The sequence below is a fragment of the Bacillus sp. 22446 genome (assembly GCF_052044955.1).
Classification (GTDB): Bacteria; Bacillota; Bacilli; order Bacillales; family Bacillaceae; genus Bacillus; species Bacillus altitudinis.
In genome coordinates this window covers 538,310-552,536 of the sequence record NZ_JBQEOD010000002.1, presented here as the reverse complement: position 1 = coordinate 552,536, position 14,227 = coordinate 538,310, and the positions used below count along the sequence as shown (strand labels likewise).

Here is a 14,227-nt window from a genome sequence, read left to right as displayed (position 1 = left end):
CAGGATGACAGCTATTTTCTCACCTTCATTGATGTGCATGGATTTAACGCACTTCCGTGAACAAATTCAGCTTCTGAACACAAGGGCAGATCGTTATCATGTCGACGTCATGGATGGTCATTATGTAAAAAATATGACCTTATCACCCTTTTTCATTGAACAACTTCGGAAACTGACAGACGTTCCGATTGATGTTCATCTAATGGCCGAACAGCCTCAGGAATTTTTAATTGATGCATGTATTGATGCAGGCGCAACGATGATTTGTTTACATCCAGAAGTGGTGCAAAAAGACGTTTTTCGAATCATTCGGCATATCCACGAAAGAAAGTGTGAGGTCGGCTTTGTTCTCAATCCCGCCACACCAGTTGCAGCATTAGATGCTTTTATTCATTTAATAGACCGGGTGACGATCATGACAATTGATCCAGGGTTTGCGGGTCAGCCTTTTATCAAAGAAATGCTTCCGAAAATGAAAGAGGTGAAAGAAATCAAAGAGAAGGGGGGATACTCATTTTCAATTGAGGTAGACGGCTCTTGTAATGAAAGCACGTTCCGGCTGCTTGCTGAGGCAGGAAATGAAATTTACATCATCGGCACCTCAGGTTTATTTGGACTTCACGAAGAATTAGATAAAGCATGGGAAATAATGAAGCAATTGTTCGCAAAAGAAACAGCCACAATGAAATCACCTTAGTAAAAAGGAGGATGAAGCCCATCCTCTTTTTTACGCAATTTTACTAAACGAACTATCTCCTTATCAAAACATACTCAAAAACTTCATAAAAGCACAAATTTATAATTGAAAGCGCTTTATTTATGTGTTATTCTTCAAATATCTTTAGTAAACATTTAGTCAAAAATGATGAGGAGTTTGCCTATGACTACACTCAAAGATATTGCTCATGATGCAAAAGTATCCGTCTCTACTGTATCCCGTGTGTTAAATGGCGACCAAACGCTTGCCGTTTCACACGCAACAAGACAAAACATCCTCGACATAGCCAAGAAATTAAACTATACCCCAGTCAGAGCAAGAAAAGCCGATCAAATAGAAGTAAAAAGCCCACCCGCATCCCCAGTCATCGGTGTCGTTGTCGCCCAATCCATTGACGAAGAATTAAATGATCCCTTTTTTTCATCGATTCGAAAAGGAATTGAAAAAGAATATGCCAAACAAGGTCTGTCTACTCTCCATACCTTTCGCCTAAGAAACATGGATAAAGGGGCGATACTAAAGGATATTGACGGTTTGATTGTCATTGGACGAATCAGCCCTGATACGGTTGAAAAGATGACAAACCGAATGGAACATATCGTTTTTATCAATCATTATGCGGATGAAGATTTGTATGATTGTGTACATGTGGATTTTGTCAGAGCGGCAGATCGTGCCATTCGTCATCTGCAATCTCTCGGCTACACACATCTAGGCTATATTGGCGGGAAAGAGAGGGAGCATTATTTTGAAGGAAATGCTGTGATTGAGGACGAAAGACAAACAACTTTTATCAAAAGAATGCAAGAAGCGGGAACCCTTCATATGAATGACATCCACATAGGCGAATATTCGATGCAAGAAGGCTACTCGCTTATGCAAAAAGCCATTCAGAAAGGAAAGCTTCCAGAAGCCTTTTTTATCGGAAGTGACTCTATGGCAATAGGCGCTATGCGTGCGCTACATGAGGCCGGTCTTCGTGTACCTCAAGATGTCTCAATCGTAGGGTTTAATGATATCGAAGCCGCTTCCTTTTCAAGCCCGCCGCTCACAACGGTTAAAGTATATACAGAACAAATGGGGGAAGTAGGTCTAAAGCTTTTGCTTGAGCGGATAGAAGGAAGAAAGCTGCCTCTAAAAGTCGTCGTGCCAACAAAACTCATGCAAAGAGGCAGCACATGCCCAATCCATGAAAGGGGGTGAATAAGCATTTCAGTAAACAAAAAAGAGACAAAAAAGCAGGGAGGGAGCTGCTGAGCATGATGGCCAGATCATGCTGAAAACAACGCAGTTTACCCAATTGCTCTCTTATCTCTTTGAAAAGAATAGAATTCCAGTATAATGGACTTCTTTTGTTTCCGCAACTGCATGAATTCTACCTATAATCGTCTGAATTTTCAGTGATCAAAAGGAGGAAACGATGAATAAAAAAAATTTGATGCTGTGTGCAGCTCTAGTTTTGTCGATGATCTTGTCTGCTTGTGGCAATAACGGTGCGTCTGAAGCAAACGGAAAAGTGACCTTGACTCTATTCTCTACAATGAGCAACAGCGGGGAGAGAAAGGCATTTGAAGAAGTGATCCGTGACTTTGAAAAAGAACATCAAAACATCCGAATTGATGCCAACTTCCCTGGCAACAGCTATGAAGATATGATACGCGTCAAAATGGGCGCAAACGACATGCCAGACCTATTTGATACACACGGCTGGGCCAAGCTGCGATATAGCGAATACGTGGCTGATCTAAAGGAGATGGACTGGGTAAAACAACTCGATCCTTCACTTGATCAAATTTTAAAAGACAAAGATGGCAAAGTCTATGCCTATCCGCTGAATCAAGCAAAAGACGGACTTAGTTTTAATGCCAATCTATTAAAAGAATATGGCATAAAAGTTCCTAAAACACTGGATGAACTGAGAACTGCTTTACAGACTGTCAAAGAAAAAAGTAAAGGAGACGTTGTGCCGCTCTGGATCCCAGGAGGCGATAATTCTAATATTGCCCAAGTCTTTGATGAGCTGGCAACGCCTTTACTCATTACCGATCAAAAACATCAATACGGAAAAGACCTTGAAAATGGATCATTTGATTGGTCTCACTATACACCGCTTGCACAGTTTATGAAGGGGCTGAAAGATCAAGACCTTTTAAACAAAGATGTACTCACTGCGAAACTATCCCAAGCACCTGAGCTGATGGCACAAAACAAAATTGCTTTCACCTTTGTGGGAGGATCTTTAGGACCTGAGGCGACTGAACTCAATCAATCGATCAAAGTAGGCACCATGCCCGTACCAGCGATTCATGAAGGAGATGAGCAAAGCTGGATTGGCGGGGAACGCTTTACTGTTGCGGCATGGAAAGACTCAAAGCATCTAAAAGAAGCACAACAATTCATTGACTTTTTAGCAAAGCCTGAAAACGCAAAAAAAATCGCAGAGGGCACTTCCTCTGAAACGGCTTTAAAAGAAGTCAAAGCCAAAAACTATTACTCTACATTTTACGAGCAATATGAAGATATTAAGATTGAACCATATTTTGATCGGAAATACTTACCGAGCGGCATGTGGGCTGTCATGGCAACGACCGGTCAAGAATTATTAGCAGGCTCCATCACACCGGAACAACTATCGAAGAAAATGGAAGAGGAATATAAGCGTCTGAAAAAACAATAGCAGGCTCATGCTGAAACAGGAGTGAAGCCAATGAGTGACATCACAAAAGAAAAACAGGCGGCGACATTTACCTCTTTTCCAAAACAGAAGATGAAAAATAGCCAAAATTCTTCACTTTGGTGGATGTATCTGCCTGCTGTTCTCGTTGTCAGTACCTTTATCATTTATCCCTTTTTTAACGGGATTCAGCTCTCTTTTACAAATTGGAACGGTTTCTCACAACAGTATAAGTGGATCGGACTGGATCAATACAAACGATTGCTGCAAGATCCAACCACATGGCTTGTTGTGAAAAATACCCTTCTTTACGGCATCGGGAGCACCATCTTACAAAATATGATTGGTCTTGGATATGCACTCTTATTAAATCAAAGTTTAAAAATGAGAGCCATCACAAGAACGGTGATCTATTTACCCGTTATGATCAGCCCGATTGCCATGGGCTATATTTGGTATTTTGTCTTTGCGTACCAAGGTGGTGCTTTAAACGACGTTGTTACCCTTTTTGGATTTGATCCAATGAACGCACTTGGTAATCCGCAGCTAAACACTTGGATCATCGTGTTTGTGAATACGTATCAATTCGTCGGGATTGCCATGATCATTTATTTAGCAGGACTCCAAAGCATTCCTAAAGATTATTATGAAGCAGCACAACTCGACGGAGCTTCAGGTCTTCAGCAATTTTGGCGCATCACATTACCACTTTTAATGCCATCTATCACCATCAATGTTGTGCTCAATGTCATCGGTGGACTTAAATTATTTGATGTCATTGTCGCGCTCACTGGCGGAGGACCCGGAGATTCCTCGCAATCGATGTCGACCTTTATGTATGATCTTTATTTCAAACGGCAGGATGCAGGCTATGCAGCGACGCAAGGTGTCTTTATGGCTGTCATCATCCTTGTCGTTAGTGTCGCAGCGCTCATTTATTTCAAACGAAAGGAGACCGAGGTGTGATGGATAACGCCTATAAACGAAAGAAAAGATGGTACTCCTTACTCGCCCTTTTGATAACATTGCTTCACCTGATTCCATTTTATATTTTAGTCACGACCTCTCTAAAGGGGATAGGAGATTTTAGCTCAAAATGGTTGTTCCCATCAACGCTTCATTTTGAAAACTTTCGCATGGCATGGACAGATGCTCAGCTTGGCCAGTCCTTTTTGAATACAGTGATCATTACGTTCAGCTCCGCTGCCCTACTCATCATCTTTGGATCACTTGCCGCCTATCCACTCGCAAGAAGAGGAACAAAGCTGAATCAAGCGGTGTATCTCTTATTCATTGCCATTATGGTCATACCGCCGCTCACCGCCCTTGTCCCGCTATACAAAATGGTTGTACAAATTGGCATGATGAATACTTATCAAATCGCTATTTTAAACAATGTTGCTGCTTTTTTGCCACTGACGATTTTTCTATATGCCGGTTTTATCCGGTCGACGATTCCAAAGGAGCTTGAAGAAGCCGCTCGTATTGATGGTGCGGGAACACTTAGAGTCTTTTTCACCGTCGTTTTTCCGCTGCTGAAGCCGATTACCGCTTCTGTTTTAATCATTGCCTGTGTGTATATTTGGAACGACTATCAATTTGCCATCTTCTTCTTGCAAGATAAAGAGATGCATACACTGACAGTCGCCTTATCCAATTTCTTTGGTCAAAATCAACACCAGCTCCAGCTCGTTGGCGCCGCTGCTCTCATTGCGATGCTGCCAATGGTCACGATGTTTTTACTTTTGCAAAAATACTTTATCGCAGGGCTGTCTCAAGGCTCTGTTAAAGGGTAATCCAACCTTGATGTAAAAAGGAGTGTCGTCTATGTCTAAAATTACATTTATCGGTGCAGGAAGTACCGTGTTTGCTAAAAATATATTAGGAGATTGTCTGTTCGTTCCCGCACTTGCCGGCTTCGAATTTGCGTTATATGATATCGACCACAACCGGCTGAAAGAATCAGAAACGATGCTACGTCACTTAAAAGAGAACTACGGTGCACATGTGACCATTCAGTCGTATCACAACCGGAAAGAAGCCTTAAAGAATGCGAAATATGTCATCAATGCCATCCAGGTAGGAGGCTATCAGCCAAGCACTGTTATTGATTTTGAGATTCCAAAAAAATATGGATTAAGACAAACGATTGCGGATACGGTTGGCATCGGCGGTATTTTCCGTTCACTTCGAACCATTCCCGTGATGCTGGACTTCGCAAAGGATATAGAAGAAGTATGTCCACACGCTTTATTATTAAATTACACGAATCCAATGGCCACACTGACTGGCGCTATGCTGCGTTATACTCGGGTTCAAACGGTTGGTCTTTGCCATAGCGTACAGGTGTGTACGAAAGATTTATTTCAATCACTTGAAATGGACCATGAAGGCATTGAAGAAAAAATTGCCGGCATTAATCACATGGCATGGTTATTAGAAGTAAAACGGGACGGTCAAGACTTGTATCCAGAAATCAAAGCAAGAGCAAAAGAAAAACAAAAAACGCGGCATCCAGATATGGTTCGTTTTGAACTAATGGATAAATTCGGCTACTATGTCACCGAATCCTCAGAGCACAATGCAGAATATCATCCGTATTTTATCAAATCTCGTTATCCAGAACTGATTGGACAGTTTAACATTCCGCTCGATGAATACCCAAGACGCTGCGAGGAACAAATCAACAATTGGAATACGATGAAACATGACCTTGTGGGAAACACACAGATCACGCATACGCGCTCTAAAGAATATGGTTCACGTATCATTGAAGCGATTGAAACGAACGTTCCCTTTAAATTTGGTGGAAATGTACTGAACACAGGTGGACTCATTCACAATCTTCCTGAAAAAGCCTGTGTCGAAGTGCCATGTGTTGCAGACCGGAGCGGTATCATGCCATGTTATATCGGAGAGATACCTGAACAATTGGCTGGACTCAACCGGACCAATATCAGCTCACAGCTCATGACGATTGAAGCTGCAATCAGCGGCAAAAAAGAACACATTTACCAAGCGGCATTATTAGACCCGCATACAAGTGCTGAATTATCAATTGATGACACCATCAAACTATGTAATGAATTAATTGAAGCACACGGGGAGATGCTCCCGGCTTATACAGAGCCGAGTCAATACGCAATTTCTTCTAAATAACTAACATAAACAGTCTTAGCCTGATGCACTTGGCATCAGGTTTTTTTAGATCAACAAACTGATCATTGACTGGAAGTGTTTTTAATATTATGATTTTTCTAAAGTTAACCAACAGTTAACCAAAAATACACCATAAATTAGTTAACATGATCATGCCACATGACACACAGATAAAACGACCTAAAAGGGGGGACAGATCTGCGGAACCAAAAGAGCTGAAAGCGATAGACTTCACATGTTTTATCAGAACGTAAAGCAAAACTGTGGTTTCATTTGACAAAGAGTGTATACAGATGAAGGCCCCTTAGATGAGACAATGACGATAAATCAACACACGATTGCATCACAATCCAAACAAAGAGGAGAGAGGGAACATGACCAAAACAGATGTACAAACGTTGAAAAATTATATTGGTGGACAATGGGTGGACGCCGAAACGAACCAAACGGAAGCTGTTTATAATCCAGCTACTGGCGAAGTCATCGCAGAAGTACCGCTTTCAACAAAAACGGATGTAGAACATGCAGTCCAAGCAGCACAAGAAGCGTTCACCACTTGGTCTAAAACAGCTGTTCCCCGGCGGGCACGTATTTTATTTAAATACCAACAGTTACTCGTTGAGAAATGGGATGAGTTGGCTGAACTCGTCACGCTGGAAAACGGAAAAAGTGTAACAGAAGCAAAAGGAGAGGTGCAGCGAGGAATTGAATGTGTGGAATTTGCCGCTGGTGCACCAACCTTAATGATGGGGAAACAACTGCCTGATATTGCGACTGGTCTAGAGTCTGGCATGTACCGCTACCCAATTGGCGTCATCGGCGGCATTACCCCGTTTAACTTTCCGATGATGGTCCCATGCTGGATGTTCCCGCTTGCCATCGCTTGTGGAAATACATTTGTTTTAAAGCCTTCAGAACGGACGCCAATCCTTGCTGCACGGTTAGCAGAACTATTTGAAGAAGCGGGACTTCCAAAAGGTGTGCTCAACATTGTCAATGGCGCTCACGATGTAGTAAACGGTCTACTTGAACATGAAAAGGTAAAAGCCATTTCGTTTGTCGGCTCTCAGCCAGTCGCAGAATACGTCTATAAAAAAGGGACAGCACATGGTAAACGTGTACAAGCACTTGCCGGTGCAAAAAATCACTCCATCGTCTTGAAAGATGCTGATTTAGAATCGGCAACAAAACAGATCATTGGCGCTGCTTTTGGATCAGCAGGTGAACGCTGCATGGCAGCAGCCGTTGTCGCAGTGGAAGAAGACGTGGCGGACGACTTGATTCAACAATTGGTCGATGAATCCAACCAGCTTGTCATCGGAAACGGAATAAATGAAGATGTCTTTCTCGGACCAGTCATTCGGAAAGAGCATAAAGAACGAACTCTTCAATATATCCAATCAGGAATTGAAGAAGGCGCAAGCCTGATTCGTGATGGCAGACAAGATAACGAAACAAATGGAGAAGGGTATTTTGTCGGACCAACGATCTTTGATCATGTCACAAATCAAATGAAAATCTGGCAGGACGAGATTTTTGCCCCAGTCTTATCCATTGTCCGTGTCTCATCACTCGCAGAAGCAATCGACCTGTCCAATCAATCAAAATTCGCAAACGGTGCCTGCCTATACACAGACAGCGCTTCAAGCATAAGAGAATTTCGTGAAAACATCGAAGCCGGCATGTTAGGCATTAACATTGGTGTTCCTGCTCCAATGGCTTTCTTCCCATTTTCCGGCTGGAAAGATTCCTTCTACGGAGACTTGCACGCCAATGGAACAGACGGAGTAGAGTTTTACACGAGAAAGAAAATGGTGACCGCTCGGTATATGTAGAAGTACATTTATTGAACATTGAGAAAGAATGCAGCTCCAAAATGGAGACTGCATTTTTTTGTTGTCTTCTAGTTAAAAAGTAAGGGTTTTCATCGCACTCTTTACAGGGTTTCACAGGGAGAAATCATTCTTTGTATTCATTCTTCATCACGAAACATCAACATAATTTGAAATTGGGCCTAAACCCCAATATCAGGAAGATGAAAACAGGAGGAAATGACACGATGAGGACGAGGATGAAGTGCAGCGTTTGTTTATTGATTTTCACTTTGGTACTGAGTTGTTTGCCGGTATATGAAGCGAATGCGGCAAGCACTCCTATTGCCAAACAAGTAGGAAATGCAAACCCGCTCATTGATCATCACTTAGGAGCAGACCCGTTTGCACTTACCTATAACGGAAGAGTGTACCTTTATATGTCGAGTGATGACTATGAATATCAAAGCAACGGAACGATTAAGGACAATTCATTTGCAAATCTGAATAGAGTATTCGTCATCTCTTCGGCGGATATGGTCAACTGGACCGATCACGGAGCGATTCCAGTAGCGGGGGCAAATGGGGCAAACGGCGGCAGAGGCATTGCCAAATGGGCAGGCGCATCATGGGCCCCATCAGCAGCGGTAAAGAAGATCAACGGAAAGGATAAATTTTTCCTTTATTTCGCTAACAGCGGCGGAGGGATAGGTGTCCTTACAGCAGACAGCCCGATCGGCCCATGGACTGATCCGATTGGAAAACCACTCGTTACGCCAAGTACACCTGGCATGTCCGGAGTTGTATGGCTTTTTGATCCGGCCGTATTTGTAGATGATGACGGCACTGGCTATCTATATGCCGGCGGAGGCGTTCCAGGTGGTTCCAATCCAACGCAGGGACAATGGGCAAATCCTAAAACAGCAAGAGTTTTGAAGCTAGGTGCTGATATGACAAGTGTGGCCAGTAGCGCATCCACCATTGATGCTCCTTTTATGTTTGAAGACTCAGGGATGCATAAGTATAACGGAACCTACTACTATTCCTATTGCATCAATTTTGGTGGCTCACATCCTGCTGATAAACCACCTGGTGAAATCGGCTATATGACGAGCTCAAGTCCGATGGGACCCTTCACGTATAAAGGACACTTTCTGAAAAATCCGGGTGCTTTTTTTGGTGGCGGCGGTAACAACCATCATGCGGTGTTCAATTTTAAAAATGAGTGGTATGTGGTGTATCATACGCAAACCGTTAGCTCTGCATTATACGGAAGCGGCAAAGGCTATCGCTCTCCACATATTAACAAGCTGGTTCATAATGCAGATGGCTCCCTTCGAGAAGTAGCAGCCAATTATGAAGGAGTGAAACAGCTATCTAATCTGAATCCATATCAACGTGTTGAAGCTGAAACATTCGCTTGGAATGGACGCATTTTGACAGAAGCCTCGTCAGCACCAGGAGGACCAGTGAATAACCAGCATGTCACCAACATTCAAAACGGCGATTGGGTCGCTTTAGGGAATGTAGACTTTGGTTCAAATGGCGCTAGAACATTTAAAGCCAATGTCGCATCGACAGTAGGCGGGAAAATAGAAGTACGCCTTGGCAGCGCGAACGGCAGACTGGTCGGTACACTGAATGTCCCTTCCACCGGTGGAACACAAAACTGGCGGGAAATAGAAACATCGATTAACGGCGCATCCGGAGTGCACAACGTATTTTTTGTCTTTACCGGAACAGGCGGGGGAAATCTATTCCAATTTGATTCTTGGCAGTTTACTCAAAGGTAGCGAATAAAGGTGCTTAAATGTTTGATAGAGGAGTGGGAAATTTGATGTCATGTATAAAAAAACCAATGCTTGCTTTATTGGTGTGTTTCACCATGCTATCTGTCATGTTCATAGGCCCCGGAGTAGCTGAAGTATCAGCAGCTGACGCAAACATTAACCTCAACGCAGAAAGACAAGTGATTCGTGGTTTTGGCGGAATGAACCATCCAGCTTGGATTGGTGATTTGACAGCACCACAAAGGGAAACCGCCTTTGGCAATGGACAAAATCAGTTAGGGTTTTCCATTCTTAGAATTTATGTAGACGAAAACAGAAACAATTGGAGCAGAGAAGTCGCGACGGCCAAACGAGCGATCGAGCATGGTGCTCTAGTCATTGCTTCCCCTTGGAATCCTCCAAGCAGTATGGTTGAAACATTCAACCGGAATGGATCACCTGCCAAGCGGCTTAAATACAATCAATACGCAGCATATGCTCAGCATCTGAATGATTTTGTCACTTACATGAAAAACAACGGAGTCAATCTTTATGCGATTTCTGTTCAAAACGAGCCCGATTATGCACACGAATGGACATGGTGGACACCTCAGGAAATCCTGCGATTCATGAGAGAAAATGCCGGCTCCATTAATGCACGTGTGATTGCACCAGAATCTTTTCAATACCTTAAGAATATCTCAGATCCTATCTTAAACGATCCGCAGGCGCTTAGGAATATGGACATTCTCGGCGCTCATCTATACGGAACCCAAATTAGCCAGCTTCCTTACCCTCTTTTCAAACAAAAAGGGGCAGGGAAAGAGCTATGGATGACAGAGGTCTACTATCCGAATAGTGATAACAATTCAGCGGACCGCTGGCCTGAGGCATTAGGGGTATCAGAGCATATTCACCATTCAATGGTGGAAGGGGACTTTCAGGCGTATGTGTGGTGGTACATCCGGAGATCATACGGTCCTTTGAAAGAAGATGGAATGATTAGCAAACGCGGATACAACATGGCGCATTTCTCCAAGTTTGTGCGACCAGGGTACGTCAGGATTGATGCAACGAAAAGCCCTGAACCGAATGTTTTCGTCTCAGCCTATAAAGGAAACAATCAGGTCGTCATTGTGGCGATTAATAAAAACAATGCAGGGGTCAATCAACACTTCGTCGTGCAAAATGGCTCCGTTTCTCAGGCGTCTAGATGGGTGACGAGCGGCAGCAGCAACCTTCAGCCTGGAACTGACTTAAACATATCAGGAAATCAATTTTGGGCTCATCTCCCTGCTCAAAGTGTGACAACATTTGTGGTCAAACGCTAAAGAAACACGAAAAGCCAATTTTCTCATTAAAAAAGAAAATTGGCTTTTTTCTGTGTAAATAGAAAGTTGATTTTTCACGACGTCAACACTTTGGGTATAATAATAACAATGACTTCAGGAGAGTGATCATCATGCCAAAGGTTCAAAGCAAAGTATTGATTATAGATGACGAAAAAGAAATTTTAGAATTAATCCATACCGTATTAACAAGAGAAGGCATTGACCAGGTGTTAACAGCTTCAACTGCCCGTGATGGGCTCACGCAATTTCATCAAGAACAACCAGATCTCGTCATACTGGATATTATGCTGCCAGACGGAGAAGGCTACGATATTTGCAAACAAATCAGAGATGTCTCGCATGTTCCGATTATCTTTTTATCAGCAAAGGGAGAGGAATCAGACAAAATTGTAGGACTTGCCATTGGCGGCGATGATTACATTACAAAACCGTTTAGTCCAAAAGAAGTCGCTTACCGGGTAAAAGCCCAGCTAAGACGGTCATCATACTTACAGCCTTCTCAAGCGGAGCCAGTGATCAAAAAAGGCCCATTTGAGTTAAACGAGCAGCAAGCCGAACTGACGAAAAACGGAGCGGCGATTGAGCTCACTCCGAAAGAACTTATGTTGATGACTTATTTCTTGCAGCATCCGAATCGCGTGATCAGTAAAGAAACGCTTTATCAAACGGTTTGGGGAGAGGATTTCTTCGGTTCTGATAATACGGTAATGGTTCATATACGAAGACTTCGGGAAAAAATAGAACATTCCCCATCTACACCAGAATTTCTCGTGACGGTCAAAGGGCTTGGCTATAAATTTGTTGTAAAGGATGCGTAAAGATGAAATGGCGATTAACAGGCAGATACATGGTCTCTGTCATTATCGTGACCATTATCACGGTCTTTATTAACTTATTTGGATTCATGATATGGCTTGTACTACAAGCAAGCAGTCAGCAAAACGAAGAAAATACGCCGGAAACCTTTACAAGAACATTTGAACAATACATCACTTTGTCTGATCAAGATATCACTGTGAGTAAAGAAGGACAGCAAGCTTTAAAACAACAAAATGCGTGGATTCAAATATTAGACGAAAATGGACAAGACGTCTATCATGCACTAGCACCTAAAGGCTTAAAGAGCAAATACACACCTATAGAAGTCGTTAACTTACATAAATATAAAGATAAGCAATTGATGTCGACGATCTATGCTGGAGGAAAAAATGGAAAGGGTAAGGAATACAGCTATTTCATCGGATTTAAGGACCCTTCCATCGGAAAATATTTATTTTCTTTTGATACGAAAGAATTAATATCGCAATTCAATATCGGGACGATGATTTTATTATCGATTGATGCCATCATTGCCTTATTCATTGGATACTTATTCAGCCGGCAACTCATCAAACCGCTCGGCCGTGCCATTCATGGCATCCAGAGGCTCGCAAACGGAGATTATACGACGAAGTTGCCAACGAAGGGGATATATAAAGATGTGTTCTATAATGTCAATCACTTATCAGAGCAGCTCGCTTCAAGCCAAAAAGAAAAAGACAAATTAGAGCAAATGCGAGAAGAGTGGATCAGTCATATTTCTCATGATATTAAAACACCATTATCCTCTATTCAAGGCTATGCAGAAATCATGAAAGATCCAAATTATCCTCTTTCAAATCAAGACATTAGACATTATGCCAGCATCATAGAGAATAAATCACTGTACATCAAAGATGTGATGGAGGATCTAAATTTAACAACAAGGCTGAAAAATAACGACGTGATGTTGCATAAAGAGCTTGTGAACATTGTGCCATTGCTGCGTGAAACGTTAATTGATATCCTCAACGATTCGAGATATGCAGATCAGACCATTGAGCTACAAACGAATGTAGACAAGCTCATGCTGAATATTGATACGATCCTCATACGAAGAGCGGTCACCAATCTCATTTTAAATGCCCTTGTTCACAATGATGCTGATGTGAAAATCATTGTACAGCTTGAACAAAAAGAACATACCCACATCACCATTCAAGACAACGGCAAAGGAATTGAAGAGGCAGAGCTAGAAAAAGTGTTTGATCGCTACTATAGAGGGACGAATACTGGAGGGACACATGCAGGCTCAGGCCTTGGAATGGCGATTGCAAAAGATATCATCCAAAAACATGGGGGAGATATTACAATACAAAGTATGATAGGAGAAGGAACAACGATTGATATCCAATTACCCGCTTAAACGGACATACAAAAAAACGGTTCTGCTCAATCACAGAACCGTTTTTTCTAACTCTTATTCTGAAAACACTTTTATGCCTTTCACAATGTTCCAAATGAAGAAGTAGATCGCCACAAGGAATGTCACAGCATATGTTGCAATTAAGAACGGACCAGCATGACTGATATCGTTCATGCCAAGTAAACCTGAACCGGCAATACCAAGACCGAAAATCAAATAAGGAATAATATGTGTCCATAGTGATTTTTTCGCATGGTATTTCACTTCGTCTTTTCCTAAGAAATAAACGATAATCGGAAATAGAAACGGTGCAAAAAAGATACTGAAGTAACATAATGAAGACAAAATTTTATTTTCTCTCAAAGCTTTTCACCTCTATGATTGATTTAGAAGAGGGGACCATTTGACTCATCCCTCAATTCCTTACAAACCCATTGTACAACCTCAACCTTAACTCGTATTAATCCGAACCTTACAGCAACCTTAAATATGTTAAACCATAAAATGATGATCGATATTT

General features: G+C 42.2%; 12 protein-coding genes. 11 read left to right on the top strand and 1 reads right to left on the bottom strand.

The features are described from left to right. Window positions 1–4: 4 nt before the first annotated feature. The 11 genes from alsE to ACTJJD_RS07010 all read left to right on the top strand — a co-directional run bounded on the left by alsE (window position 5) and on the right by ACTJJD_RS07010 (window position 13,707). The gene (gene alsE, locus ACTJJD_RS07060) at window positions 5–697 is read left to right on the top strand and encodes a D-allulose 6-phosphate 3-epimerase (RefSeq protein ID WP_008343724.1); all 693 of its coding nucleotides are present in this window, start codon (window positions 5–7) and stop codon (window positions 695–697) included. Between the two features lie 183 nt (window positions 698–880). Then, window positions 881–1,921: a LacI family DNA-binding transcriptional regulator gene (locus tag ACTJJD_RS07055; protein ID WP_440608228.1), complete on the top strand. Its 1,041-nt coding sequence runs from the start codon at window positions 881–883 to the stop codon at window positions 1,919–1,921. A gap of 217 nt (window positions 1,922–2,138) precedes the next feature. Next, window positions 2,139–3,395 carry an ABC transporter substrate-binding protein gene (locus tag ACTJJD_RS07050; protein ID WP_440608227.1) on the top strand — a complete coding sequence of 419 codons (1,257 nt, stop codon included), beginning with the start codon at window positions 2,139–2,141 and terminating at the stop codon, window positions 3,393–3,395. Between the two features lie 30 nt (window positions 3,396–3,425). Next, window positions 3,426–4,358 (top strand): carbohydrate ABC transporter permease, encoded by a 933-nt coding sequence (locus tag ACTJJD_RS07045; protein ID WP_100325064.1) that lies wholly within the window; start codon window positions 3,426–3,428, stop codon window positions 4,356–4,358. Continuing rightward, the gene (locus ACTJJD_RS07040) at window positions 4,358–5,188 is read left to right on the top strand and encodes a carbohydrate ABC transporter permease (protein WP_039167804.1); all 831 of its coding nucleotides are present in this window, start codon (window positions 4,358–4,360) and stop codon (window positions 5,186–5,188) included. Before ACTJJD_RS07045 ends, ACTJJD_RS07040 begins: the two co-directional genes overlap by 1 nt. A gap of 31 nt (window positions 5,189–5,219) precedes the next feature. Beyond that, a complete protein-coding gene (locus tag ACTJJD_RS07035) occupies window positions 5,220–6,551 on the top strand; it encodes an alpha-glucosidase/alpha-galactosidase (RefSeq protein WP_138278584.1) in 1,332 nt (443 codons plus the stop codon). Between the two features lie 374 nt (window positions 6,552–6,925). After that, a complete protein-coding gene (locus ACTJJD_RS07030) occupies window positions 6,926–8,386 on the top strand; it encodes a CoA-acylating methylmalonate-semialdehyde dehydrogenase (RefSeq protein ID WP_041092751.1) in 1,461 nt (486 codons plus the stop codon). A gap of 224 nt (window positions 8,387–8,610) precedes the next feature. Then, window positions 8,611–10,155, top strand: a complete 1,545-nt coding sequence (locus ACTJJD_RS07025; protein WP_056408605.1) for a glycoside hydrolase family 43 protein — start codon at window positions 8,611–8,613, stop codon at window positions 10,153–10,155. Window positions 10,156–10,196: 41 nt separating this feature from the next. After that, complete coding sequence (locus ACTJJD_RS07020; protein WP_440608226.1) at window positions 10,197–11,462, top strand: glucuronoxylanase; 1,266 nt, start codon at window positions 10,197–10,199, stop codon at window positions 11,460–11,462. A 131-nt stretch (window positions 11,463–11,593) separates the two neighbouring features. Then, window positions 11,594–12,301: a response regulator transcription factor gene (locus ACTJJD_RS07015; RefSeq protein ID WP_008343743.1), complete on the top strand. Its 708-nt coding sequence runs from the start codon at window positions 11,594–11,596 to the stop codon at window positions 12,299–12,301. Between the two features lie 2 nt (window positions 12,302–12,303). Then, window positions 12,304–13,707 carry an ATP-binding protein gene (locus ACTJJD_RS07010; protein ID WP_440608225.1) on the top strand — a complete coding sequence of 468 codons (1,404 nt, stop codon included), beginning with the start codon at window positions 12,304–12,306 and terminating at the stop codon, window positions 13,705–13,707. Window positions 13,708–13,761: 54 nt separating this feature from the next. Here ACTJJD_RS07010 and ACTJJD_RS07005 read toward each other — a convergent pair whose 3' ends face one another. Next, window positions 13,762–14,070, bottom strand: a complete 309-nt coding sequence (locus tag ACTJJD_RS07005; RefSeq protein ID WP_007499277.1) for a DUF4870 domain-containing protein — start codon at window positions 14,068–14,070, stop codon at window positions 13,762–13,764. Window positions 14,071–14,227: the final 157 nt, after the last annotated feature.

Coding starts and splice junctions, on each gene's coding strand:
- ACTJJD_RS07045 (WP_100325064.1), top strand. CDS start 3,426: ATGAGTGACATCACAAAAGAAAAACAGGCGGCGACATTTACCTCTTTT.
- ACTJJD_RS07055 (WP_440608228.1), top strand. CDS start 881: ATGACTACACTCAAAGATATTGCTCATGATGCAAAAGTATCCGTCTCT.
- ACTJJD_RS07015 (WP_008343743.1), top strand. CDS start 11,594: ATGCCAAAGGTTCAAAGCAAAGTATTGATTATAGATGACGAAAAAGAA.
- alsE (WP_008343724.1), top strand. CDS start 5: ATGACAGCTATTTTCTCACCTTCATTGATGTGCATGGATTTAACGCAC.
- ACTJJD_RS07040 (WP_039167804.1), top strand. CDS start 4,358: ATGGATAACGCCTATAAACGAAAGAAAAGATGGTACTCCTTACTCGCC.
- ACTJJD_RS07050 (WP_440608227.1), top strand. CDS start 2,139: ATGAATAAAAAAAATTTGATGCTGTGTGCAGCTCTAGTTTTGTCGATG.
- ACTJJD_RS07025 (WP_056408605.1), top strand. CDS start 8,611: ATGAGGACGAGGATGAAGTGCAGCGTTTGTTTATTGATTTTCACTTTG.
- ACTJJD_RS07030 (WP_041092751.1), top strand. CDS start 6,926: ATGACCAAAACAGATGTACAAACGTTGAAAAATTATATTGGTGGACAA.
- ACTJJD_RS07035 (WP_138278584.1), top strand. CDS start 5,220: ATGTCTAAAATTACATTTATCGGTGCAGGAAGTACCGTGTTTGCTAAA.
- ACTJJD_RS07010 (WP_440608225.1), top strand. CDS start 12,304: ATGAAATGGCGATTAACAGGCAGATACATGGTCTCTGTCATTATCGTG.